Here is a 25,711-nt window from a genome sequence, read left to right as displayed (position 1 = left end):
GGCAGAAGCTCGCCGGAACTCCGGGCCGTACGACGAAACCACCGAGCCTCATAGGCCTGATTGCTCTGCCCCCGGCAGGGTCGGCTTTCTTCTCGTTAGTCTTCTTTGCCGAAGCAAAGAAGAGTGACCGGCATCCCCCGCAGGGGGATGTCGTACGCACTTGGGTGCAAAAACCATCGCCGCAAAAAGAAACAGCGACCAACCTCGCAGGGCGATGTCGTATGGCTGTTGAATGCAAGAGCCAACGCCGCTCAAAGAAGCTACGCCGCGCCCCGCAGCACGAAAGCAAGAAAGCAAGAAAGCCAGCCGATAAGGCTGGCTTTCTTGTTTACCGCGAGGCGACTCCCACCCTCACCCCTGGGCAATCCTCTGCTCGATATGCCCCAGCGCTTCCTCCACCTGGTCCACCAGGATCAGGCAAAGGTCGCCCGGCTGCAGGTGCGACAGTGCGGTATCGATGGCGAGGAATTCCCCACGGATCTCCTCAATCGCGCTCGCGCGCCTGGCGCCTTCCAGGCCTTCGCGCAGCAGAGCCAGTACTTCGCCGTCTTCCCGGCCGCGCTGGCACTGGTCTTGATACAGGATCACCTCGTCGAATACACCGCCAAGAATCTCCGTCTGGCGGCGGATGTCGACATCGCGGCGGTCGCCCGCGCCACTGATCACCACCGAACGGCGCTTGGCCGGCATGCCCTCGATGGCGTTGCACAGCGCCTGGATCGCATCCGGGTTGTGGCCATAGTCGGCGATCAGCGTCGCACCCTTGTAGTCGAACACATTGAAGCGTCCGGGCGCATTGGCTGCGTCGTTGACGAACGTGGCGAGGCCACGGCGGATCACATCCCAGTCGATGCCGAGCGCCCAAGCCGCGGCCGTGGCGGACATGGCGTTCTCGACCTGGAAGCCGATGGTGCCGCCGCGCGTCAGCGGGATGCCCGACAGCGCAATGCGAACCTGGTTCTCGCCTTCGGCGGCCACGATATGGCCGTCCTCGACGTACACCACGCGCTTGCCCTGCGCGCAGTGCGTGGCCATCACCGGATTGTTCAGGTCGGCCGCGAAGAAGGTCACGGCGCCGGGGCAGGCGTCCGCCATGCGTACCACCATGGGGTCGGCTGCATTGAGCACCGCCATGCCATGCGGCGCCACGTTTTGCACGATGACGCTCTTGAGCACGGCGAGATCTTCCACGGTGCTGATGTAGGACAGCCCGAGGTGATCGCCTTCACCCACATTGGTGACCACCGCCACGTCGCAGCGGTCGAAGGCCAGGCCTTCGCGCAGCAGGCCGCCGCGCGCGGTCTCGAACACGGCGGCGTCCACGTCGGGGTGCATCAGCACATTGCGGGCGCTGCGCGGGCCGCTGCAGTCGCCGGTATCGATGCGCTCGCCCTTGATGTAGACGCCGTCGGTGCCGGTCATGCCCATGCGCAGGCCGCTGGCGGCGAGCAGGTGGGTGATCAGGCGGACCGTGGTGGTCTTGCCATTGGTGCCGGAGACCGCCACCACTGGGATGCGGCCATCGTCGCCGTCGGAGAACATGGTGGAGATGATGGCCTCGCCCACCGCGCGGCCCTTGCCGTAGGAGGGCTGCAGATGCATGCGCAGGCCCGGCGCTGCGTTGACCTCGACAATGCCGCCTGCCTGTTCCTCGAACGGCTTGAGCACGGTCTCGCAGACCGCGTCGACGCCGCAGATGTCGAGGCCGACCATGCGCGCGGCGGCCACGGCGCGCGCGGCCATTTCGGGGTGGACGTCGTCGGTGACGTCGGTGGCGCTGCCGCCGGTGGACAGGTTGGCGTTGTTACGCAGCACCACGCGGGTGCCCTTGGGCGGCACGGAGTCCGCCGTCAGGTTTTGCTTGGCCAGCGTAGCCAGCGCGATATCGTCGAAGCGGATCTTGGTCAGCGAGGTAGCGTGGCCCTCGCCGCGGCGCGGGTCGCGATTGACTTCCTCGACCAGCTCGCGCACGGTGTGCTTGCCGTCGCCGGTGACCTGGGGCGGGTCGCGGCGGGCAGCGGCGACCAGGTGATTGCCCACCACCAGCAGGCGGAAATCGTGACCGGGGATATAGCGCTCGACGATCACGTCGGAGCTGATGTCCGCAGCCACCTCATAGGCGGCGATGATTTCCTCGCGGGTGCGGATACGCACCGCCACGCCCTTGCCCTGGTTGCCGTCGCGCGGCTTGACCACCACCGGCGCATCGATTTCCTGCGCCACGGCCCAGGCTTCGTCGGGATCGGATACCGAGCGGCCCATCGGCACCGGCACGCCGGCCGCGTGCAGCAAGGTCTTGGTGAGTTCCTTATCCTGCGCGATCGATTCCGCGACGGCGCTGGTCATATCGGTTTCGGCGGCCTGGATGCGGCGTTGCTTGCTGCCCCAGCCGAACTGCACCATGCTGCCTTGCGTCAGGCGACGGTAAGGAATGCCGCGTGCCACGCCCGCATAGACGATGGAGCCGGTGCTCGGTCCCAGGCGCAGGTCTTCGTCGAGCTCGCGCAGGCGATGCAGCGCGTCGGCCAGGTCGAAGGGCACGTCGTCGCGCGCGGCGCGGCACAGCGTGGCGGCCAGTTCCATCGCGAGGCGTCCGACTTCCTCCTCGCTGTACTGCACCACCACCTGGTAGGTGCCGGGTTCCACGGTAGGCGCGGTGCGGCTGAAGCTGACCGGGCAGCCGGCCTCCGCCTGCAGGCGCATCGCCGCGCATTCCAGCGCGTGCGCCAGCGACACCACGCCTTCGTTGTCGTCGGGCCGCAGCGGGCCCACCTCGGGAAAGCGCGCGCGCAGGCGCTCTTCGAAACCGGGCAGGTCGGCCAGGGTGTGGGCCTCGTCGGAGCACGATACGATGGCTTCGATGGCAGTGTGGCGACACCACAGGTTGGGGCCGCGCAGGGCCCGGATACGTGAGACTTCCATGAAATCAGTTTCCTTCCGGATCAGGCGCGGCGGCCCGGTTGGCCCATCCACTGGTGCACCAGATCGATGGTCGGCAGCGTCGATGCCTCATCGCATTGCAGGACCAGCAGGTCGCCGGCCACGACTTGCGCGAGCGCGGCCTCGATGGCCTGGCGGCGCGTGCCTTCGTCGATGATCTTGGTCACGCGGCGGCCTTCGTAAAGGCCTTGCTTGAGCAGCGCGCGCGCTTCGGCATCGGGCAGGGCGCTGTTGACGGAGCGATCCTCGCACAGGAAGACGCGGTCGAAGGCGGCGCCCAGCACCTTGCCTTGCTTGACCATGTCTTCGTCGCGTCGCTGCACGCCGGCGCCATACACCACCACGCGCCGATCGCTCGGGAAGCGTTCCAGCGCGGCCACCAGCGCTTCCAGCGCCGGGGCATTGTGGGCGTCGTCGATCACCACGGTGGCGCCGTTGCGCTCGAACAGCGTGAAGCGGCCGGGCGCATCCACCTGGCCCACATCGAAGGTCACCACGCCAGCGCGGATCAGGTCGTTTGAGATGCCAAGCGCCCAGCCGGTGGCGACAGCCGCCAGCACGTTCTCGACCTGGAAGGCCACCCGGCCAGCATAAGTGAGAGGGATCGCCGCCACGTCGGTCAGCGGCGTCTCGCGGCTGCCGGTGGCGAGTACTACCTTGCCGTCGCGCACATAGACCGCGCGGCGTCCGGCCGCGCGATGCGCGGCAATGGCGGGGAGGTCCGCGGACAGGCCGAAGAAGATCACGTCGCCGTCGCACAGCTCCGCCATCTCCACCACCAGCGGGTCGCGCGCGTTGAGCACCGCCACGCCGCCGTCCAGCACCACGTCGACTTGCGTACGCAGCACGTTGTACATCTTCTCGACTTCTTCGACGTAGTACTGGCCGAGATGGTCGGGCACATCGATGTTGGTCACCACGCCGACCTGGCAGCGGTCGTAGGCGAGGCCTTCGGACAGGATGGCGCCGCTGTCGTTTTCGAGCACGGCGGCATCGACGGCGCGGTTCATCAGGATGCGATGGGCTGCGTCCCAGTTGGCGCGGTCGCCGCCCTGGACCTGGCGGCGGTCGAGATAGAGGCCGTCGCTGCAAGCCAGGCCGGTGTGCTTGCCGGAGAGTTGCAGCAGGCGCGCCACCAGCTTGGCCACCACGGTCTTGCCGTTGGTACCGGTGATGCCGACCACCGGAATGCGGCCGTTGTCGTCGCCTTCGCCGGCCGGGAACAGGTGATCCACGACGGCACGGCCCACCGGGCGCGCTTCGCCGTTGGAGGGCTTGAGGTGCATCAGCAGGCCAGGGCCGGCATTGACCTCGACGATGGCGCCGCGCTGCTCGGCGAGCGGGCGCGAGATATCCTGCGCCACCAGGTCGACCCCGGCGATATCCAGGCCGACCACGCGGGCGGCCAGGGAGGCATGCGCGGCCACGCTGGGATGCACGCGGTCAGTCACGTCGAAGGCGACGTTGCCGTTGCGCTGGATCAGCACGTGCTTGCCTTCGGGCGGCACGGATGTGGCGTCGAAGCCCTGGCGCTTGAGCTCCAGGCGCGCGGCCGAATCCAGCCGGACCTTGTTGAGCGGGTGATCTTCGGTGCTGCCGCGGCGCGGATCGGAATTGATCTGCGACTCGATCAGCTCGTCGATGGTCGACTTGCCATCGCCGGTCACGCTGGCGGTCTCGCCCATGGCGGCGGCCACCAGGCGGCCGCCCACCACCAGCAGGCGGTGTTCGTTGCCCGGCACGAAGCGTTCGACGATGACGCCGCTGCCTTCGTCGATGGCCACGCCGTAGGCGGTCTCGACTTCCTCGCGGGTGGTCAGGTTGGTGAACACGCCGCGGCCATGGTTGCCGTCATAGGGCTTGACCACCACCGGCAGGCCGATGTCCTCGGCGGCGTCCCAGGCGTCGGCGGCACTTTCCACCAGCCGGCCTTCGGGCACGGGCACGCCGCATGACTCCAGCAGGCTCTTGGTCAGGTCCTTGTCGCGCGAGATGCTCTCGGCGATGGCGGCGGTGCGGTCGGTCTCGGCGGTCCAGATGCGGCGCTGGCGGCTGCCATAGCCGAGTTGCACCAGGTTGCCCTCCGACAGGCGCAGGGCAGGGATGTCGCGGTCGTCGGCAGCGTCGACGATGCAGGCGGTGCTCGGGCCCAGGCAGTGCTTGTCCACCAGGCGGCGCAGGTGGTCCACCGTCTCCTGGACGTCGTAGGGGCGGTCCCCGATGGCTGCCATCACGAGGTCGCGGGCGGCGAACAGGGCCGCACGGGTGACGTCCTCATGCCAGGCCCGCACGATCACCTTGTAGACACCGCGGATCGGGGTCTCGCGCGCCTTGCCGAAGCCGCCGGGCATGCCGGCGAGGTTTTGCAGCTCAAGCGTGACATGTTCCAGGATGTGGCCAGGCCACGTGCCTTCCTTGAGCCGCTGCAGGAAGCCGCCGCGCTCGCCGATACTGCAGCGATGCTCGATCAGCGAGGGCAGCCATGCCGACAGGCGCTCGTAGAACCCCGGAATCGTGTTGGAGGGAAAATCCTCCAGTTCCCCGATATCGACCCACGCCTCCAGCACAGGCCGATATGTCCACATATTCGGGCCGCGCAGCGACATGACATCGAAAATCTCAATGTCCTTCTTTTTCATTGATTTAGCTTGAGGCAGTGGGCGAGTGCCCGAGAAATAGAAGCCTAACCTTTCAGTAACGTTACAACGGTCAGCCGGTTGACTTTCTTGATTAAAAAGCGATTGTGCAGTGCATCAGGGACGCCCGTGTGTTTGGCCTTATGTATACTGCGGGCAAATCGGCGGGCCGCCATGGTGCGCCCGCCTTAAATTGTTTCAAGTTATGTCCATAGCCCAGGGACGCAGCATGCCGTACCAACGATGACCCAACCTTCCTTGCCCGTGATTGACAGCGACGCCCCGAACGAGCCGTGGCGTAACGAAATCGGCACCCGCCTGCAACCCGGCGAGGCCGTCCTGGCCTGGCTGGAAGTCGACCTAGACGCAAAGCTGCATTTTACCCAAGGCTGGGTACTTGTGACGGATCGTCGCTTGCTGGCGCGCATGCCGGGGCAAAAAGACTGGCAGGAATGGACGATCCAGCCCGGATTATCGCTGCATCACGCCGATCACGCCGGGGTTGGCACGCTTGAACTGCACGACAGTGGGCGATTACTGGCCACCTGGCGCTACACGCTCGGCCACAACCCGGCCGCGCTGCGCCTGATCGACCAGTTCCACGCGCAGTGCGACCTGTCCGGCTCGGGCCGGGGAGGGCTGGCCGAGGCCGATGTGGAGGCGGTCTGCCCGACCTGCAAGGCACCCCTGCCGCCGGACGACGACCAATGTCCGCAATGTAGCCGCGATCTGGAGACCCCGCCGTCGACCTGGGCGCTGCTGCGCCTGTGGCGCTTTGCCAGGCCGTACCGGTTCCAGTTGCTGGCCGGCTTCCTGCTGACCCTGCTGTCCACCGCCGCCACGCTGGTGCCGCCGTACCTGACCATGCCGTTGATGGACAACGTGCTGATCCCGTACCAGAACGGCCTGCCTATCGACTACAGCCGGGTCAAGCTGTACCTGGCCGGCCTGCTGGGCGCGGCGCTGGTGGCATGGAGCCTGGGCTGGGCGCGGACGTACCTGCTGGCGCGGGTGTCCGAGCGCATCGGCGCCGACCTGCGCACGACCACCTACGAACACTTGCTGCGCTTGTCGCTGGAGTACTTCGGCGGCAAGCGCACCGGCGACCTGATGGCCCGCATCGGCTCGGAAAGCGACCGCATCTGCGTGTTCCTGTCGCTGCACCTGCTGGATTTTGCCACCGATGTGCTGATGATCGTCATGACGGCGGCCATCCTGATCTCCATCAACCCGTGGCTGGCATTGGTCACCCTGGTGCCGCTGCCGTTCATCGCGTGGATGATCCATCTGGTGCGCGATCGTTTGCGCCACGGCTTCGAGAAGATCGACCGGATCTGGTCGGAGATCACCAACGTGCTGGCCGATACCATTCCCGGCATCCGCGTGGTCAAGGCCTTTGCCCAGGAGAAGCGCGAGGTTGAGCGTTTCCGCGAGGCCAACCGGCACAACCTGGCGATCAACGACCGCGTCAACGCCGTGTGGTCGCTGTTCACCCCGACCGTCACGCTGCTGACCGAGATCGGCCTGCTGGTGGTGTGGATCTTCGGCATCTGGCAGGTTTCGCACAACGCGATCACGGTCGGCGTGCTGGTGGCCTTCCTTACCTATATCAGCCGCTTCTACACCCGGCTGGATTCGATGAGCCGCATCGTCTCGGTCACGCAAAAGGCCGCCGCCGGTGCCAAGCGCATCTTCGATATCCTCGACCACGTATCGAGCGTGCCGGAGCCCGTGCGGCCGGCGCACCTGGAGCGCGTCGAAGGCGCCATCGAACTGCGCGACCTGGGTTTCCGCTACGGCAATCGCGCCGTGATCCGAGGGCTTAACCTGTCGATCAAGCCGGGCGAGATGATCGGCCTGGTGGGGCACAGCGGCTCCGGCAAGAGCACGCTGGTCAACCTGATCTGCCGCTTCTACGACGTCTCCGAAGGCGCAATCCGACTCGATGGCGTCGATATCCGTTCGCTGCCGGTGTCGGAATTCCGCAGCCATATCGGGCTGGTGCTGCAGGAGCCGTTCCTGTTCTTCGGCACGATTGCCGAGAACATTGCCTATGGCAAGCCGGGCGCCAGCCGCGAGGAGATCATCGCCGCCGCGCGGGCAGCCCACGCGCATGAGTTCATCCTCCGGCTGCCGCATGGCTACGATTCGCTGGTGGGCGAGCGAGGCCAGGCGCTGTCCGGCGGTGAGCGCCAGCGCATCTCGATTGCCCGCGCGCTACTGATCAATCCGCGCATCCTGATCATGGATGAAGCCACCTCCTCGGTCGATACCGCCACCGAGAAGGAAATCCAGAAGGCGCTGGACAACCTGGTGCAAGGCCGTACCACCATCGCCATCGCGCACCGCTTGTCCACGCTGCGCAAGGCGGATCGCCTGGTGGTGATGGACCGTGGACAGATTGTCGAAGTGGGCGGCCATGAGGAGTTGCTGGCGCGCGAAGGCGCCTACTACAAGCTCTACCAGGCGCAGGCCCGCAACGTTGACGCCGATGCCGAGGCGGATCTCGATGCTGCCGCCGCGGTCACCGTCACCGTGCAATAAGGAAGGGAGGCCCTATGCAACAAGTCGATTTCAAGCTCTCCCGCAATGCCTTTGGGCGCCTGGTGATGACCACGGCGGATGGGACCGTGCATGAGGGCGTAGTGCCCGTGCGCGCTTTCCCGATCGCCGCGCCGGACGATGGCGTCGGCATGATCAGCGCCGACGGCCGCGAACTGGCGTGGCTGCCTCGCCTGGACACCTTGCCGGTCTCCGTGCGCGAGATGATCGAGGCCGAACTGGCCAGCCGGGAATTCATGCCGGAGATCCGCCGGATCCGCTCGGTGTCGACCTATGCCACCCCCAGCACCTGGGATGTGGAGACCGACCGCGGCCGCACCTCGCTGGTACTGCGCGGCGAGGAAGACATCCGCCGCCTGGCTGGTTCCACGCTGCTGATCTCCGACAGCCACGGCATCCACTATCTGGTACGTAACCTGATGGGCCTGGACAAGGCCAGCCGCAAGCTGCTGGACCGTTTCCTCTAAGCCGCACGGGCGTGCCATTCAGGGCGCGATTGCCGCGCCCTGGCATCAGTGCTTGCCGGTGAAGAGGAAGCCCACCTCGCGATCGGCCCGCATCGCGAAYAGATAGAGCTGGCCGGGGGTGGGCAGGCTATGCGTGGTGGTCGGATCGTAATAGGCCACGCCGCTCATGACGGTATTCGGATTGCGGCAGGGCGGGCCGCCCAGTGTAATGCTGACGTTGTAGACCTTGCCCTGGCGGCGCGGCGTGGCGCTGCCCGTAAAGCTGCAACCCGTGCCGCCGTCGACGGTGAACTTGCCGTTGGCATCGATATCCAGCCGCGCGAATCCCGGGCCAAGCCCGGTGGTATCGATCACCTCCGTCGCGCCGTAGTACGTTCCCTTCAACCCATCGGCCGTGGCGATGTAGTTGTAGTCCGTGCTGTAGGTGGTGTTGACCGTCGCGACGCTGCCGTTGCGGTAGTTGAGTTGCGCCTGCAGTGCCGTGCCTGGCGTGTAGGAAGCGGCCAGGTTCGCTGCCGTGAGGCTGTAGCCCACGTCCACCAGGTTGAAGTCCCGTCCGTTGTTGTTGGTGGTGAGCGCGCCATTGCCGGAACTATAGTTGCCGGTCACCACGCCGGACGGTACGTCCGGTACACCTGCCCTGGCGTAGAACGCGTAATAGACATTCTCGTCGAGGACCAGGATGTTGAACCGTTCGTTGGCGACGGTAGTGCCGGTGTAGATGCCCGTGCCCAGCGCATTGGTGTCCGGAGCCGGTGGAACCACCGGGACCGCCGGGACCGCCGGTTCAGCGGGGACAGTGGCCGGTGGGGTCCGTATGATCGCCAGTCCGCCATCGTTATCCCCCGATCCGCCGCAGCCCACGAGAACCAGCGCGAAGCCGGCTGCCCCAATCGTTCTTTTCATTTATACGTTGCCCGTTCCGGTGAACCCGGGCGGCGCTGGCGCCGCCTTCCGGTTGTCGAAAAAAAAAGTGGACTGTAACAGCTGATTACAAATTAATGCAGTAGACGGCAGAGGGGTGCCGCGGTGCTTGCGCGTTCCGAAATCGGCTGGCATCGGGTATATGCCTCGCGAAAAAGACGCCCGCACAGGAACTGGCGGGCGCTGGAGGGCAACTGATGGCCGGGAGGGTGATTCCCCCGACCTGGAAGGTCGCCTCCTGGGAGGCGATCTGACCAGATGATGCAGAGAATCATTGCCAATGTGAATCAGACGGCTCTTAATTTCGCAGAGAGGGTGCAAAAATTCTGGGCGAATACCGCGCGTATTCGCAAGACATGGCGGCTGCGGCAAGTCCGCGGCGGACAGTTGACATCGCTCCGAATGTCCATATAATGCGACGGATTACTCCGTTTATTACAATCATGGCCAGGACGAAGGACGAACAGCTTCACGCTCAGCGCCGGGACGACATCTTGCGGGCGGCCGCGCGCACCTTCAAGACGAAGGGATTCCACTCCGCGCGTACCGAGGACATCTGCGCCGAGGCTGGACTGAGCGCCGGGACCGTGTTCAGGCATTTCGGCAGCAAGCAGGAAATGATCATGGAGATTGCCGCCCGCGAGTTCGCGCGTTACCAGGGCGAGGTTCGCCAACTGGCGAGCAGGGAAGGGCTTGAATGGCTCGGCCAGGTAGATGCGGCAGGGCTGGCGGCGGTCCTCGCGCCCTCCGAGTACGACCTGGGCGCGGATAGCTGGCTGGAACTACAGCGCGATCCGGAATGGAACGAGAAGGTGCTGGCCTTTGACCGGGACTTGCGCCAGACCCTGACCATGGAGCTAGAACGGGGCCAGCGTGAGGGCTGGGTGCGAGCCTCGCTCGATGCGCGCGGCGCTACCAACCTGATCCTGGCCATGTTTTCCGGCCTGGGGTTCGACCGCGACACGGGCATCGAAATCGATATGCAGGCCACGGCCACCGCAATGGCGGATTTCTGCCGCGTCTATATCTTTGCCTGATCCCGCGGGACGGCCCACGTAACGGCAGCTGATTAAAGCGATATCACAGCATATGCAAGTATTCCTGGCATTTCTCAAAACCGGACGGATTACTCCGTTTATTATTGGATCACTCCTTCTCCTGGCTTGCGGTCATGCCAGGCCAGTGGGCATGGCGGGGCAGTGGACCTTCCTGGACGACGGCACGGTCATCGACATCCGACCGTGTCCGGACGTGCCGGGAAATGCCTGCGGCATGATCGTGCAGCCGCCCCGGGCCGCTTACCGGCGCAGCGAGGCAGAGCTCAATAAGTTGTGCGGCGCGGTGCTGGTCGATGGCCTAGTGCCGCAAGAGAGCAAGGATGGGGACGCGCCCATGCTGATTGGCCAGATCGCCGATCCCGAGACGCTGCTCGGTGGCACAGCCGTCAGCCGCCATCCGGTCGATATCAGCCAGGCTTCCGCGCACCGGGCGCTGGTCGAGGTGCGGGGCCCGCTCGGACTGGTGGTCGAGCGATACACCCTGATCCGCCGCATTGCCCCGGCGCCTCGTTGCGAGTGAGGCAGGCATGGTTTCCCTTGCTCGTGCCACCCTCGTCCATGAATGGCGGCGCTACCTCGCCGCCGTGCTCGCCATCACCTTCGCGGGCCTGCTGATCGTTGTGCAACTAGCGCTGCTGCTGGGGCTGTTCGGCTCGGTCGCGGCGGTAGTCGACAAATCCGGCGCCGAGCTGTGGATCGGCTTTCGCAACACGCAAAGTGTCGATCTCGGCCGGCCGCTGGGGCGCGGGAGCGATGCGCTTGCCTGGTCCCATTCCGGTGCCGGCAGGATCGAAGCCTATACCACCGCATACGGCGACCTGAGGCGCCCGGACGGGGTGCCGGTAGCGGTGCTGCTCCACGCCATGGATGTGTCCGGTGCCGGGCTCGTTTTTTCGCGGCTGCTCACGCCGGCTGAGCGGACGCTGCTGCGCGAGCCCAATGCCATCATCATCGACGCTGCCGACATGCGCAAACTGGGCGCGCAGGTAGGCACCGCGGTTGAGATCAATGGCCGGCGGGCGCGCATCGCCGGCGTTGTCGAAGGCATACGCTCCGTCGGCGGCGTCAATGTACTGGCCTCGTTCGCGACCGCGCGATACCTCGCTCCGGAAACCGCCGAGCAGGCTGCCTTCTACCTGGTTCGGCTCAAGCCGGGATTCGATGCGCACAAGGTGGCCGCCGAGATCTCGGACAAGGCGCGATTCCCACGCTACAGCGTCTGGACGGCAGATACGCTTTCCACGCAGTCGCAGGCTTACTGGCTGCTCGAGTCGGGCTCGGGGATCGGCACCGGGTTTGCATCCCTGCTGGCCCTGGTGGTGGGCATGGTCATAACCAGCCAGACGCTTTCAGGCGCCATCCTGGCCTCGGTCAAGGAGTTCGCCGCGCTGCGCGCGCTAGGCGTACCGCACAAATCGCTGCGGGCCATCGTGGTTGAGCAGTCGCTCTGGGTCGGGGTGGCCGGCCTGTTCGCGACGGGGATATTCACGTTGCTGATCGCATGGCTGGGCGATGCCTTGCGGATTTCCATGCGGTTTCCCGCCTGGATGCTGGCAGGCGCCAGCGGGCTGCTGCTTGCGATCGCCATCGTTTCCGGGCTGCTCGCGCTAAGGCCGTTGGGCCGCGCCGAGCCGGCATCACTGCTTCGTTGAGGGGGAACCCATGCCCATCCAACCTTCACTCGCCAGTCGCGGCATCGCCAAGGCGGTCACGGTCGGCAAGATCACGCAGCAGGTGATCAAGGACAGCAGTCTCGAGATTTATCCGGCGGCGTTGACGCTGATTGTCGGGCCTTCGGGATCGGGCAAGAGCACGATGCTGTCGATGATGTCCGGACTGCTCAGGCCGGACACCGGCCAGGTCTTTGCACTGGACACCGAACTGTGGACGCTGGATGAAGCGGCGCTGGACCGGTTCCGGCTGGAGAACTGCGGCTTTGTCTTTCAGGGCTTCAACCTGTTCGGGGCGCTCACCGCGTTCGAGAACGTGCTGCTGCCCCTGCAGTACCTCGGCGCGCGTGGCGCAACGGCGGCTGCGCGAGCGCGGCGCGTGCTCGATGAAGTGGGGCTCGGCCATCGCAGCCACCTGCGGCCCGCCGAGCTTTCAGGGGGAGAGAAGCAGCGCGTGGCCATTGCCAGGGCGCTGGTCAAGAACCCCCGGCTGATCTTTGCCGATGAACCGACGTCAGCGCTGGACAAGACCAACGGAGAGATCGTGATCGACCTGCTCAAGAGGATCGCCGCCGAGCATGGCGCAACGGTGCTGGGAGTCACCCATGACCCCCGCCTCCTGTCGCATGCCGACCGCGTCATCGAGCTAGAGGACGGCATCGTCATCCGTGATCGGCGACAGCGTGGGCGGCCGTCTGCAAACAACCTCGCGCCAGAGGAGCGCAAACATGAATATGCATAGTCCGATTCGCCTGCCGAAGGCTTGCTGGCTCGTTGCCGCCGCGCTGTGGCTGGGCGCATGCGGCCATGAAACGCCAGGTGCGCCAACGTCCGCCCGGCATGGCGTCCCGGCGGGCGCGCTTGCCAGCGCCAAGGGGCGCGTGGACATCGAGGGCGGCCCGGTGCGCCTGGCCGCCAGGCGCGACGGCGTGATTGCCCGCGTCATGGTCGAGGAAGGCGATCGAGTGCGGGCTGGCCAGTTGCTGGCAACGCTGGACACGGAGATCGCGGTGCGCGGCCTCGCTCTGGCCCGCGCCGAAGTCGGGCAAGCCGTCCAGGAACGCAACAAGGCCCGCGTGGAACTCGGGGCTGCCGAGCGCGAGGCCAGGCGGCTGCAGCCGCTTGCCGATGACGAGACCATTCCGCGCCAGGAACTGGATCAGGCCAGGGACCGGCGCGCCAGCGCGGCGGTGGGCTTGCTTGCCGCCGAAGCCGCCATCGTCACGGCAGGCGCGAGGCACGCCATCGCTGAGCGCGAAGTGCAGGAGCGGTCCATCACGGCACCGCTCGACGGCCAGATCATCCAGCGGCAGGCGCGGCCCGGCAATGGCGTCAGCACGCTCAATGTCACGCCGCTCTTCCTGTTCGCCCCGGATGTTGGCCGCATCGTTCGTGCCGAACTGGAAGAGCAATACATCCCGGGCATCAAGACGGGAGGTCCGGCGGAAATCATCCTGGAGGCGGATCCCGCACGGCGGTGGCGCGGCAAGGTGCTGCGCGTTGGCAGAATCGTCGGGCAGCGAAGCGCGGGCGATGACCCCGCCGAAAAGCAGGACAACCGTGTCGTAGAAGTCGTCGTCGCGCTGGATGCGCAAGACTTGCTTATTGGCCAGCGCGTGGTGGTGCGCTTCCTGGCGAGCTGAGGAGGAACAGGATGCACCGAATCTGCATTGCCATGCTGGCGCTTTCGTTCCTGTTGGCCGGATGCGTGCCCGGCACGGTCTCGCCAACGCGTCCCGCGCCGCCAGCCCAGCGGTGGTCCGGCCTTGTCACCGAAGCGAGCGGGTTGCCCGATGCCGCCGAAGCGGCGCTGCCCGCCGATTGGTGGACAAGCCTCGGCGATCCCGTTCTGAACGGCCTGGTGGATGTCGCGCTCGACGACAGCCTGGACTTGCGGGCAGCGGCCGCGCGGGTCAGGCAGGCACACGCCTCGGTGGATGCCGCGCGTGCAAACAGGATGCCGCGCCTGGACCTGAACGTGAACGCGGAGCGGGGGCGTATCCAGCAATCCGCGTTCCGGGATGGCGAGGGCGGTCAATTTCGCGTGCCACCGTACCGGAGTTCGCACTTTGGCACGCAACTCGCCGCCAGCTACGAAATCGATCTGTTTGGCCGCCTGGCGCTTGCGCAGGGCGAGGCCGGTGCCCACGCCGATGCGACGCAGGCGGATCGCCGCGCGGTGCGGCAGTGGCTGATTCATGACGTCGTACGCACCTACGCCGATGTCCGTCTGGCCGACGCGCTACGCCAGGATTTGCTGCTGGATCTGCAGCTTGCCCGCAAGCTGACGGCGGACGAATCCGGTCGGCGCGAGGCTGGGCTCGCAACGTTGGCCGCCGTCCGGCATCGGGCCGATCTGGTGACGCAGCGGCAGCAGTCGTTGGTGCAGGTTGAACAAGATCGCCACGACGCCATCTCTCGCCTGGCGGTGCTGTTGGGTCGTGCGCCATCGGAACTGCAACTGGAGGCGCAGGACGGATATCTCGGCCGGATGGCGCTCACCGGGTCCCTGCGCGCCGACATGCCCGCTTCGGTGATCTCCAGCCGCCCCGATATCGATGCGGCATGGCACCGCGTAGTTGCCACCAGCATGGCCGCCGAGCGGATACGGCGCGAGCGCTACCCCACGCTCACGCTGACAGGCACGTCGGGGTTCCTGAGCCAGTCTCTGGGCCGGTGGCTCAGTGGCGATGCGCTTGGCTGGGCACTCGGATCCGCGGTACAGATGCCCTTGTTCGACGGGGGCAGGCTGCGGGCCCATGCCGCCCACGCGACCGCGACTGCCGAAGAGCAGGAAGCAGCTTACCGCAGGACGGTGCTGGCCGCGTTGGGCGAGGTGGAGGTCGCGCTCGGGGCCGTAGCCACCGCCAGCAGGCAGCGCGAAATCGCGGCAGCCGGTCTCGCACGGCGCGCGGCTGACCAAGCCGCGGCCAGGGCTTTGGTCGCGGCGGGGACAAGCGCGCGCGATGCCGCCCTACGGGCAGACATGGCATGGCTCGACGCGCGACGCGAGCTCACCGTGCGCCAGCACGAGGTGCTTGTCAGCTGGGCGTCGGCGCACAGGTCGCTGGGGCGGTAAGCGTCGCCCATTTCTTTAGTGCGATGCGAGATTCGCACTAACGCCATGGTTCCTGGTATCTCCGGATTATGGCGGCCGATTATAGGCAGTCCACCAAAAAGAAAAACCCCCGAAAGGCGTCGCGCCTTCGGGGGTTTGGGTAGTCCCGGGATTATCCGGGACTGAATATTGGTGGGCCGGCGTCAATCGAATAGTTGCCGGAAAGTGGCTGTGATGGCCGATCCTGATTTCTGGTTGTCGAAAGTTACCCCCAAAGTTACCCCCAAACTGGGCACGCTGCCCCTCCCGCGAGGTTCAGTGCGACGCGCGCCCGCCTGTCGAACGACCGGTGGTGGGCGGTGTTGCGTGGACGCTGCGCCGGCTCGCTGGAAAAGCTAGCCGCAAAAACGCTTGGTGACAATGGTGACAGGGTAGGGGATCGGCCGGAAAGCCATGCCTGTCAACGGTTTCAGTGTCACCAACTATCTTTGTGTTTTTTGGTGACACACATATATTTTGGTGACAAAGTTGGTGACAGTTCCAAATAGAGCACGGTGGCATCAGGCTTGGCGGGCCGTTTCTGCCCGCAAACCCGCTTGGCGCCGTGATATTTGCGTTTCGCGTGCGCCCGTGCTACGCGCGGCAGGCGGAGCCGTACTTGCCCCCTTGCTGGTGCTAGGCGGGATGGTCCGGGATGTAGCGCGAGGAAAACCCCCCCCCCGTGGCCGCCCCACGGCTCGGGTGCCCATGCGATATCGCCCTCAAAAGATTGGCAATGGGTCAGCATGAGCGGTGTCGTGGTCGGGCCGGCCTGGCGCCAATCACTGTTATGTCAACCAGCCCGGCAGAGCACGCCCTAGGGCCGGCGCCTGCGCTTGTTCCAGTCCCGCCGCTTCTACGCTTCGCTATTGGTCATCCCACCGCTCTTCCTTTCGCCGGGCGAGCTGTGCCTCAAAGGCGGCCGCGTCGTGGAACCACAGCGGGCTTAAGCCATCGAGTCCACCGGCGAAGACCAAGTCCTGGAAGACGCTCGCAACTTCATCTGGGGTCATGCTGGGGTCGTCTGGAATGGCGGCGTCGGGCGAGAGCAGTTCATCCAGATCCATGCTCGGAAGCAAATTGGTCAGGGTCCAGCCTGCGGCATAGGGCCGCCCAAACTCGTCTACCCCAGCCGGCACGTATGCCACGCCGATTCCTAGTGCATCCCATCGTAGGACGGCCTTGACCAGGGAGGCTTTGGTCGGCGCGAATAGCCAGCCGTCATCGCCCAGATAGGTATCGCACGTCCATCCTTCTTCCACGGCGTACGGCAACTGCGCGCCATGGCTGCGCCAGAATTCCTCCTGCTCGTGCAGGGTGGGAAGTACGACAAAGAGCGCGCCATTCTGCAGCGGTGTGTGTTCTGGATAGGTGATGTCGAAGGGTCGGCGGATTGCCTTCACTTGAGTTCCTGAGTTGGACATGGCGAGATCTCCAGAATGGGGTGGCACGTCAGATCGGCTGTCTAGGCTTGGGGGGTTCGACATGGGCGTATTGGGGCAAAGACCGGGCAATTGGGGCATCCTCGGACGGTAAGCCATAGATGGAGGCCGTAAAAGTACCGAGTAATGCATTCGTGGATGGATTTTTGTGGATAACATCGGCAATGTGCTGTTTGCCAGACCCGGTCTATGCCCCAATGGAACCCGCCCGGTCCTTGTCGAGCTTGCCTAGTCGTCGCCATATGTTGAGCGGCGGGCAACGCGTTCCTCGTGCGCGCAAACCAGCATGGCCTCGAACGCCTCGGGTTCATAGAAACGCAGTCCGCCCGATTCGTCGCGCAGTTCGTCAAAGATCAATTCCTGGAACTGGGCAGTCACCTGTTCGGGCGTCAGCGCGGGATCATCCGGGACATTTCGGCGAGGGGATAGCCACTCCATCAGCGGTGAGGTGCCAGGTAGAGAGCCCGTGAGCGCCCAACTGCCGTCATAAGGGCACCCATAGATGACACCGGGCGGGTCATAGGCAACGCCAAGGCCGAACGCATCCCAACGCAATACCGTCTGGACCAAGGCGACCTTGGTGGGCGCGAAGATCCACGCGCGGTCGTCGAGGAACACGTTCCCTCCCACGGTGCTTTCCTGGGCGGCAAACGGCAGATTGGCACGATTTTCGCGCCAGAAAGTGCCGAGTTCTTCCAGCGTACTTAGCCTGACAAACACCGCGCCTCGATCTAGAGGCGTTCGCTCCGGGTAACGGATATTGATTGGGTAGTGAGGATCCAAGGCTTGCTCCTTGCAGTTGATTTGGCGGGGGCGAGATAAGCCATCAAGCCATTGCGTTATGGCGTTATGTTTCGTTACGTTACGTTACGTTATGGATGTTTCGAAACGCCGGTAGTGTGGGTGGAGTTGCACCACCATTCCTTGTGCACCAATAGCTTTGATTGCGCACACTGGCGACGATAGAATCGCACACTGCGAGGCCTAGGGCGGCCACCCGAAAGCCGGATTCCTTCACCAGCTGGCCTCGCATCCCCTGAAGGGCATTGGAAGGAATGCGCAAGGTAGCCGTCTGGTCGAAAGACTGTCGGTCCCATCTGCGCTCCGAAGCGGAGGGAAGGCACGTGGCTAGGCTGCGATATTGGCGCTCATTGCGTGTCAGTTTTGAGCGATCACTGTTCGAGTTGGATGACGACGGCTCTACAGAGTGGCTAGAGTGGCTCGACGCATGGGGCACGAAATTGCTCGTCCGTGGCGCCGCGCCGATGGGACGCTGCCGGCCTGGCGGCGCTACGCAGAGCTTTACCGGGCAAGCTGCTCACGGCCTTTTTATTCTTGCTCATGCCGCGTATGACCTATTGGAAAACGACTGTGGCATCTCGCTCGATGATGCTGGTCTGAATCGAGCCGTCTGCGAAATGACGTGGTGGCGTGACGAATTTGCTCGCATGGTCACGCAGGACCACTGTTTCGCAGAACAAGCTGCTTCGTCCATCGTTCAGGGGGGGCTTCGAGATAGGGATTACTCGCTGGGTTCCGCCGCGTTAGCGTTTGGGCAGGCGCTAGGAGTAACCGACGAGCGGTGGCGTGTCGAAGCGCAGCGACTGAAAGCAGCCATCCCCGACGCGCGACTCTTCTTGTGCCGCATGTATTGCGTGGCTAGCCTCGTGTCTATTGACGACGCGATACTTATGCTGCAGCGGGGAAATGCGCAGGGCGCCGTCCGACTAGCGATGGAGGCCACAGAAAACTATAACTCCGCGTGCATGGCCCTCCGCCCTTATGAGAATCGGATGGTTACGCTTCGTGAGGTTGCCACGGCCGGCGGCAAGGCTCGGCATCGGGATAGTCTAAAGGACAAGCTTTTTGTCTACGATTGCTGGCAAGACTGGCGAAGCGGGAAGCGGAGATATCCGTCTGGAGCGGAATTTTCCCGGGATATGCACTCCAAATGCGAACACATTAAGAGTGTGGGGACCATTGAGACTTGGATTGCCGGTTGGGCCAAGGGGAGAGGCATTCCGGAGGCTTGACAATGTACCAGAGGCCTCGCAATGGACTGTTCAGGCCAGCCGCTCGGCACGCCCAAAGGGACCCCTAAACGACACCCGCCCCCGGTCCCGGCATCTCGCAGCCAGCCTCGGCGCTTGGCTTTGTCAATACCCGGTCAGCTAGCTCAACGGCTATCGAGCAAGCTGGACGCACCGTCAACAAGCTCGCTCCCTCGTCTGCCGGCTTAGGCGTCTTTCTTGACGCATTGGCGAGCCTCACACTGGATTCGTACCGCTTCGGCGGGTCCCATCCCGCACCAGCGGGTATTACGAGGCCAGATATGAACGAAAGAGAGCGACAAACCCGACAACGCGCGGGCCTGTCAATTCATCACGCGGCAGTGCCAGCGCCGGCCGAATACGTGCGCACTGAACCCACCGGAAGCCCGGCCGAGGCGGCTGCATTGCGTAGCGGTCCGCTGTGGCGGCTGCCGCGCGTGCTGGAGTACACCAGCATTAGCAAGTCGCAGTGGTACCGCATGATGGCGGCCGGCGATGCGCCGTTGCCCGTGCACCTGTCCGAGCGTTCCCGCGCCTGGTACTCGTCGGAGGTATTGGCCTGGGCTGCCTCGCGCTCTAAATGTGGTGCAGCATGACGCGCCTGGTTCCCTTCGGCGATCAGGTGGGCTGCCAGCGAGAGGGAGCGTGAACGCCATGCCGCGTAACGTAAATCTTGGAAAATCTGGCGCCGCGGCCGACTCTGCACCACTGCTGACGGGTGGCTGTCAGCTGTTTGCCATCGTGGAGGCATTGGTTGAGGTGGCTGTGGCGGATGCACCTGGCGCACTGGGCACGCGAATCTTGCCGGAAGCGCTGCGGCGCCCACTCGATCAACTGCGTATTCGCAAAATGTTGATGCTGTGCCGGCAATCCGGCGCATCGCGTGCGTGGCTGGTGGGCCGATTGCGCATCCATGCGACGGAGGAGCCCGGCCTCTTGGCGCCGGCCTGCGTCACGCCGCAAGGCAACTATTGCTGTCGCGGCGCCTGCCTGGCGGGCAAATCCGCGCTGGCCATGCAGGGGGAGCTGTTGTGAGCGCTTTCGCTAGCCACTTGCGCCTTGTGGCCATGTCAGCCGCCCTGACGCTCGCCCGCTGCGGCCCAGAGCCCCTTGCCCTGGTGCTGGCCTCGCAGGCCTCGCCGGCGTGGGCCTTCGCCACGATGGCCAGCTCGCGCTATACTGTGCCCGTCGCTGCAACCACAGCGGCCGGGCGTGAGAACCCGAGTTCCATAGGCGGACGACCGCCTACTTTTGGCGGCTTTTTTTCGTCTGTCTGCTCCTGCGCGCTTACTTCTATGGCGGGCCGGGCGGGGCAGCCGCAAGGCTGGCCGGTTTCCTATGGGCCGGATTCTCACCCTCGCTGTCAGGCCTGCCACCACTCATGTGAGAATGAGCGGCGGGCCTCCACCACCATAGGAGGCCGCACTATGCGCCAGTCTTCGCTCGCCCATACCGGGCAATCCCCCCTTCCCGAAATCCTCGCTATCGTCCGCGCCGCGTTGCGTGATGCCGTTTCCGCGCCTACTGACCGCGAATCGCTCGATGTCGCCGGCGCTGCCCTTGTGTCCATCGCTGACCGCGTGCGTGCCCTGCAAGCGGAGGTGCGCCATGCATAGCACTATCAAACCCGTTCCGAGCGTCGCCGCTGCCGACGCCCTCGTTACCATGCAGAACCCGTTCGGCCAGGTGCGGGCTGCGCTAGTTAGCGTCGGCTTTGCGGTTGATGAAAGCTCCGATCCGCTCTTGCTCGCTGAGCTGCACGGCGAGGCCGGTCAGGTTTCCTTTGTTAGCCTGCCAGCGTTGCTCGCCCGTGCCGCGCACGTGGTAGGTATTGAGCGCCTGGTGGCTGCGGTGGAGAGCGGCAAAGTTCGCCTGGTTGGCAATGATCGCCAAATCTGGAATGGCTTTATGGGGAGCTGGCAATGAGCGCAATGAACCGTACCAAGACTGCCGTGATTCCTGCCATTGCGCACGCGCCGGCACGTGACGCCTTTGTTGGCCTTCAGTATCAATGGGCCGTCGACCTGGGCATTGAGACTGCGGATGGCTGCTTGCAGCAACTTGGTGAAATCCCGCTGCACGTTTTCGTACCGGGTTGCGCAATGAGCTTTCGAGCTTCATTGCAGCGAGCGGGGGCAGAGGCAGGGCAAGCGGTACCCGCAGCCGAGTTAGTGGCGGCCGGCGACGCTTTCGTATCGGGGCTGCTGGGTCGGTTGCAGCAGTACTTGCTCGCGGGGTTTGGTGGCCGGATGAGCTCCGGCCCGGGCACTGCTGCGCACCTGCACTAGGAACAAAACACCGTGAATGAACTTTACATGCTGGCCCGCTGCGGGGTCGGCGGGGCGAACTCGCCCCTACGAATTGACGAATGGGTGAATCCTCAGGGAGGGGGCGAAGCCTGATGCAATACGAACACACACCAGACAAGATTCGCGCCGCCCTGACCCATATCCCCGCTGATGACCGGGAGCGCTGGGTTCGCATGGGCATGGCCCTCAAAAACGAGTACGGCGACGATGGCTGGCCTCTATTCAACGAGTGGAGCGAATCCGCGGCGAACTACGATGCTGCCGCAGCTAAGGCTACCTGGAAGAGCTGCAAGGCTTCGGGTGGCGTGGGCATTGGCACGCTGCTGCGCGACGCCATGGCATTGGGCTTCGATCCTAAGCGGTTTGGCCCGGCGCCGGCCTTGTCGAAAGAAGAGACGGCGCGCCGCGATGCCGAGCGCAAACAGCGTGAGCTGAGTGACAAGGCAAAGCAGGAGGGCGAGCAGCGCCAGGCTGCTGCCAAGGCTGCGGAGTTGTGGGAGGCGGCGGCCGAGTCGGGCAGTTCGCCCTATCTCAAGCGCAAGGGCGTGGAGGCCCACGGCCTGCGCTTCGCCAAAGGCTGCATCCTGGTGCCGGTGCGTGATGCTGCTGGCCAGTTGTGGAATCTGCAGCGGATCTACGGCAAACCGCTGAGCGGCGGGAATGACAAGATCTTTTTGAAGGGTGGCCGCGTGTCAGGCTGCTATCACGTGATTGGCACGCCGGATGCGACCGGATGGCTGCTGGTGGCCGAGGGATATGCTACGGCAGCGACGTTGCACCAGGTGTGCGGCTTGCCGGTGGTGGTCGCCTTCAATGCGTCGAATCTGCGGCACGTGGCAGAAACCATGCGGCGGCTCTTCCCGGATGTGCAGTTGCTTATCTGCGCCGATGATGACCGGGCCACCGAAGCTGAGACGGGCAAGAATCCGGGGCTGCTGGCGGCCAAGGACGCCGCGCGGCGGGCACGTGGTCAGATGGTGGCGCCGGCAGGCTTGCCAGACGATGGCAGCGACTTTAACGACCTGGCCCGCGCTTCTGGAACTGATCAGGTGCGCCAGCAGCTTGAGACAGCTATGCGGTCACAGCTTTCGGAGGTGGCCGCAGCGGGCTGCAGTGATAAGGCTGCGGCGAGCCAGCAGGCAGCCGCTACGCGCGACGCAAAGGTGCAGGGCGGGGGTGAGGTGGCCGCCACCAAAGCGAAAGCGCCTAAGGCCGCTAAATCGGCCCGGTCGGCTGGCCGCGGATGGTTCGATGCGGACGAGAAAGGGGTTTGGCATCACGGCTTTAGCGACCAGGGCGACCCGTTGCCGCCGTACTGGGTCTGTTCGTGTCTCGATGTCGAAGCCAAGACCCGCGACGAACACAATGGAGAGTGGGGTTTTCTCCTGGTGGCCAAAGATGCAGATGGCCGCCCAAAGCAATGGGCAATGCCGGCGCGTATGTTGGCGGGCGATGGGACGGAATACCGGGCGACGCTGCTTTCCATGGGCGTCAAAATTGCACCAGGCTCGAAGGCTAAGAACTATCTGACAACCTACATTCAAACGGCGGAAACGGAGGCACGTGCACGGTGTACGGATCGCATTGGCTGGCACGGCGGTGCATTCGTCTTGCCAGATCGCACTATTGGTGAGCAAGAAGGCGAGCGGGTGATATTCCAATCTGCAGCTGGTGTCGTGTCGCAGTTCAAGCAACGTGGCACGCTCGATGAGTGGAAAACGCAGGTTGCGGCGGCGTGCGTCGGAAACACGCGGCTAACCTTCTGCGCCTCTGCGGCGTTTGCAGCACCACTCCTGCATCATGCCGGCTTGCAGTCGGGCGGCTTTCACCTGGTAGGGGATAGCTCCAGCGGCAAGACAACGGGTTTACGCGTCGCGGCCTCAGTGTTTGGAGGGCGTGACTATGCGCGGAGCTGGCGTGCGACTGACAACGCCTTAGAACTGACCGCTGCGCAGCATTCGGATGCGCTGCTGATTCTGGATGAGATTGGGCAGGTCGATCCGAAAATCATAGGGGATACCGTCTACATGCTGGCCAACGAGGCCGGCAAGGGTCGCGCCACTCGCACTGCCACGGCGCGGCCGGCGCTCACGTGGCGGCTGCTTTTCTTGTCCGATGGCGAGATCAAGCTATCTGATCACATGGCAGAAGCGGGAAAGACTGCGAAATCAGGGCAGGAGATTCGCCTTGCAAATATCCCGGCTGACGCTGGTAAGAAACTTGGCGTCTTTGATCACCTGTGCGGGTTTGCATCGGGAAAATCGTTGTCCGACCACCTGCAGGAGGCAACGCGAAGTTATTACGGCGTTGCCGGTATGAGCTTTATTGAATGGGCTGTGGAGAACCAGGATACGTTGGCAGAGGATCTCCGGCAGGGCGTCAATGATCTGGTCAATGAGTGGGTGCCTGACCGCGCGCATGGGCAAGTATTCCGTGTTGCTTCCCGCTTCGCCCTGGTGGGCATGGCGGGGGAGTGCGCCTCGTCAGCAGGATTGACCGGTTGGCCGGAGGGCGGGGCGCTTGATGCCGCCCGCGCCTGCTTTGAGGCGTGGCTTTCTGAGCGGGGCGGGGCCGGCAGCGGCGAGCACAAATCAATGCTCCGGCAGGTGCGCAGCTTCCTGGAGCTGCACGGCGATGCGCGTTTCACCTGGGTGAATCGTGCGGCGGATGATCACAAGCCAAATACGATGAGTCGAGCGGGTTACAAGCGGCTGGTAACGGGCAACGGAACGCCGATCAACACCAATACTGACTACCTGCGCGAGTTTGGCGACAAGATGAGCCATGAGGCGGAGGAGGCCTCCGCGTGCGAGTACTTCATCCAACCTGAGGTGTGGCGCAGGGAGGTGTGCAAGGGCTATGACCCGAAGGCAGTGGCTGCTCTGTTGATCGCCATGGATGTGCTGCAGCACGAAGAGAAGAGCGGGCGGCCAGACAAGCTGATGCGAATACCCGGTGTGGGGCGAACGCGCGTGTATTGCATTTCCTCGGGGCTATTCGAGCTGGATGTGTGACCTTCATCCTAAGGGCGAACTGGCCTGTTCTTCATTGAAGTATGATCTTCGATATTGGCGGAGAGGTGTCGTACAGCCTTGATATCCTTCGCCTCACGGTCCCGAAGAGGAGAGGGCAATGGTAGACCCTGTTAGTGTCTTGAAAGCAGTGCCGGCGGAGGTTGCAAAAGAGGTTTATAGCGACGCGGTTGGTGGGGCTTTACGTGAGGTGGGGAAGATGGGAGTGGACGCCGTTAAAACGATACGTCTCGCGCTTTTCCCGTTGCAATTCACCGCCGCATTTCAGGATCGTGTTGCCAGCTATATCAATGCGGCTATTCGCAAGGTGCCTGCCGAGAGTCGAATTGCACCGGTTGAGTCGCTAGTCTTGCCAATTGCTGAGAAGCTCCGCTATCAAGACGAGGGGAGCGTTCTTACCGAGATGTATGTTGAGTTGCTTGCTCGTGCGATGGACCGAGAGCGTGTCGGTGAAGCGCACCCGGCATTCGTCCATTTGATTGGTCAACTTGCTCCGGATGAGGCCGCATTCATCGAGCAGCTTGCGGTCAGGAATCCGAGCGCGTACATCCTCGTAAATGCCTCGCCATCCAAGCTGCTTGATGCCGTCGAGAGAGTGCGGGTCGTATCTGTTTCTCAGCTAAGCGGTGCTGATCAATTGTTTCTCAATGGGTGTTGGTTGCAGCCTGAGGCACTCGCTCAGCCAACGCTCTTTACGACGTATCTTGAACACCTAGTTTCGCTCGGGCTAGTGCGCTACACGAATAGGTACGACAACTTTGAGCACGATTCGCTAGAAGGGCATCGCTACTGGTTTGTGGAGCTCACAGAGTTTGGTAGGCTCTTTCATAGAGCCTGTCTGAAGAGGGAATCCTAACCATCTGGCGCTTCACAGCGCGGAGCGCTGCAAGGTGCGGCGCCCCTTTGGGTCCCACTATGCAAGATCGAACTAGATCGGGTGGTGCTCCGCCAGCAGGCCCGCAGCGGGCGACAGGCTTGCCGCTCGATGCCGACCAGGTGGTGACGCCCTACGTCCCGCTCAGGCGAGCGGTGATGGCCTGCAGCGTGAGCGCCTGACGGTGCGGCGGCGGCCTGCCACCCGGCGCGGCAGCGCCGTCCACCTTATCGAGCAGTCGGAGTCGATCCGTCTGGATGACTGGCGCGAGGGCTTCGATATTCCCTATTGAGCGGGGTCTTGCCAGCGGCTTGATGCTCGTCGCCCTCTGCCTTTGGAACTCCCTCCCAACGGTGATGCGCCGGCAGGACCTACAGCGAGCCGCAGGCTCGCCGCTCGCTGCCGACCAGGTGGTGACCGGACTGCGTCCCGCTCATGCGTGCCGTGGTGGCCTGTAGCGTGAGCGCCTGGCGGTGCGGCGGTGGCGGCCCGGTGGAGGCGCTATTCGCGCGGCGGTCGGCGAGCTGCTGGCCAGCTCCAAGACACGCGTGCCGGCGGCGTGTCTACCGCTCGATGCCAGCGGCCTGCCACCCGGCGCGGCAGCGCCGTCCATCATCACGATAGATCGGGCGGTGGTGCACCGGTAACG

Annotated in this window: 19 protein-coding genes; 14 read left to right on the top strand and 5 right to left on the bottom strand. The window is 64.3% G+C overall.

Annotated elements, in window-relative coordinates:
• Positions 1-351 precede the first annotated feature (351 nt).
• The gene (gene cphA, locus AC1DT6_RS13650; RefSeq protein ID WP_441631070.1) at positions 352-2,922 is read right to left on the bottom strand and encodes a cyanophycin synthetase; all 2,571 of its coding nucleotides are present in this window, start codon (positions 2,920-2,922) and stop codon (positions 352-354) included.
• Positions 2,923-2,942: 20 nt separating this feature from the next.
• Positions 2,943-5,579: a cyanophycin synthetase gene (cphA, locus tag AC1DT6_RS13645; RefSeq protein ID WP_477102618.1), complete on the bottom strand. Its 2,637-nt coding sequence runs from the start codon at positions 5,577-5,579 to the stop codon at positions 2,943-2,945.
• Positions 5,580-5,819: 240 nt separating this feature from the next.
• Here cphA (AC1DT6_RS13645) and AC1DT6_RS13640 point away from each other — a divergent pair, with 240 nt between their 5' ends.
• Together AC1DT6_RS13640 and AC1DT6_RS13635 are read left to right on the top strand one after the other, a co-directional pair.
• Entirely contained in the window at positions 5,820-8,120 is a 2,301-nt protein-coding gene (locus AC1DT6_RS13640; RefSeq protein WP_441631067.1) for a cyanophycin metabolism-associated ABC transporter, read from the top strand.
• Between the two features lie 14 nt (positions 8,121-8,134).
• On the top strand, positions 8,135-8,605 hold the full coding sequence (locus AC1DT6_RS13635; RefSeq protein WP_441631065.1) for a cyanophycin metabolism-associated DUF1854 family protein: 471 nt from the start codon (positions 8,135-8,137) through the stop codon (positions 8,603-8,605).
• Between the two features lie 45 nt (positions 8,606-8,650).
• Here AC1DT6_RS13635 and AC1DT6_RS13630 read toward each other — a convergent pair whose 3' ends face one another.
• Positions 8,651-9,511: a hypothetical protein gene (locus AC1DT6_RS13630; protein ID WP_441631063.1), complete on the bottom strand. Its 861-nt coding sequence runs from the start codon at positions 9,509-9,511 to the stop codon at positions 8,651-8,653.
• Positions 9,512-9,972: 461 nt separating this feature from the next.
• Here AC1DT6_RS13630 and AC1DT6_RS13625 point away from each other — a divergent pair, with 461 nt between their 5' ends.
• The 6 genes from AC1DT6_RS13625 to AC1DT6_RS13600 all read left to right on the top strand — a co-directional run bounded on the left by AC1DT6_RS13625 (position 9,973) and on the right by AC1DT6_RS13600 (position 15,336).
• Positions 9,973-10,566, top strand: coding sequence for a TetR/AcrR family transcriptional regulator (locus tag AC1DT6_RS13625; protein ID WP_441631061.1), 594 nt, complete (start codon positions 9,973-9,975; stop codon positions 10,564-10,566).
• Between the two features lie 151 nt (positions 10,567-10,717).
• Complete coding sequence (locus AC1DT6_RS13620) at positions 10,718-11,107, top strand: hypothetical protein (protein WP_441631059.1); 390 nt, start codon at positions 10,718-10,720, stop codon at positions 11,105-11,107.
• Between the two features lie 7 nt (positions 11,108-11,114).
• Positions 11,115-12,239 carry an ABC transporter permease gene (locus AC1DT6_RS13615; RefSeq protein ID WP_477102617.1) on the top strand — a complete coding sequence of 375 codons (1,125 nt, stop codon included), beginning with the start codon at positions 11,115-11,117 and terminating at the stop codon, positions 12,237-12,239.
• Positions 12,240-12,249: 10 nt separating this feature from the next.
• Positions 12,250-12,999 (top strand): ABC transporter ATP-binding protein, encoded by a 750-nt coding sequence (locus AC1DT6_RS13610; protein WP_477102616.1) that lies wholly within the window; start codon positions 12,250-12,252, stop codon positions 12,997-12,999.
• The gene (locus AC1DT6_RS13605; protein WP_477102615.1) at positions 12,986-13,900 is read left to right on the top strand and encodes an HlyD family secretion protein; all 915 of its coding nucleotides are present in this window, start codon (positions 12,986-12,988) and stop codon (positions 13,898-13,900) included. The genes AC1DT6_RS13610 and AC1DT6_RS13605 overlap by 14 nt, the downstream gene beginning before the upstream one ends.
• 11 nt (positions 13,901-13,911) lie before the next feature.
• Positions 13,912-15,336, top strand: a complete 1,425-nt coding sequence (locus AC1DT6_RS13600) for an efflux transporter outer membrane subunit (RefSeq protein ID WP_477114728.1) — start codon at positions 13,912-13,914, stop codon at positions 15,334-15,336.
• Positions 15,337-16,220: 884 nt separating this feature from the next.
• Here the strand turns inward: AC1DT6_RS13600 and AC1DT6_RS13595 are convergent.
• Both AC1DT6_RS13595 and AC1DT6_RS13590 read right to left on the bottom strand, forming a co-directional pair.
• Positions 16,221-16,778, bottom strand: coding sequence for a hypothetical protein (locus tag AC1DT6_RS13595; RefSeq protein WP_477102613.1), 558 nt, complete (start codon positions 16,776-16,778; stop codon positions 16,221-16,223).
• Between the two features lie 246 nt (positions 16,779-17,024).
• Complete coding sequence (locus tag AC1DT6_RS13590; RefSeq protein ID WP_477102612.1) at positions 17,025-17,579, bottom strand: hypothetical protein; 555 nt, start codon at positions 17,577-17,579, stop codon at positions 17,025-17,027.
• A 1,549-nt stretch (positions 17,580-19,128) separates the two neighbouring features.
• Here AC1DT6_RS13590 and AC1DT6_RS13585 point away from each other — a divergent pair.
• From AC1DT6_RS13585 to AC1DT6_RS13560, 6 genes are all read left to right on the top strand, one after another.
• A complete protein-coding gene (locus AC1DT6_RS13585; RefSeq protein ID WP_477102611.1) occupies positions 19,129-19,443 on the top strand; it encodes a helix-turn-helix transcriptional regulator in 315 nt (104 codons plus the stop codon).
• 49 nt (positions 19,444-19,492) lie between these two features.
• Positions 19,493-19,882, top strand: a complete 390-nt coding sequence (locus AC1DT6_RS13580) for a hypothetical protein (RefSeq protein WP_477102610.1) — start codon at positions 19,493-19,495, stop codon at positions 19,880-19,882.
• Positions 19,883-20,455: 573 nt separating this feature from the next.
• The gene (locus AC1DT6_RS13575) at positions 20,456-20,773 is read left to right on the top strand and encodes a thioredoxin domain-containing protein (RefSeq protein WP_477102608.1); all 318 of its coding nucleotides are present in this window, start codon (positions 20,456-20,458) and stop codon (positions 20,771-20,773) included.
• On the top strand, positions 20,770-21,135 hold the full coding sequence (locus tag AC1DT6_RS13570) for a hypothetical protein (RefSeq protein ID WP_477102607.1): 366 nt from the start codon (positions 20,770-20,772) through the stop codon (positions 21,133-21,135). The genes AC1DT6_RS13575 and AC1DT6_RS13570 overlap by 4 nt, the downstream gene beginning before the upstream one ends.
• A 113-nt stretch (positions 21,136-21,248) precedes the next feature.
• On the top strand, positions 21,249-24,170 hold the full coding sequence (locus tag AC1DT6_RS13565) for a DUF927 domain-containing protein (protein ID WP_477102606.1): 2,922 nt from the start codon (positions 21,249-21,251) through the stop codon (positions 24,168-24,170).
• 118 nt (positions 24,171-24,288) lie between these two features.
• Entirely contained in the window at positions 24,289-25,044 is a 756-nt protein-coding gene (locus AC1DT6_RS13560) for a DUF4393 domain-containing protein (protein WP_477102605.1), read from the top strand.
• The last annotated feature ends 667 nt before the right edge of the window (positions 25,045-25,711 follow it).

The organism is Cupriavidus sp. 01L45, from assembly GCF_056399885.1.
This window is presented reverse-complemented; position numbering and strand designations above follow the sequence as displayed.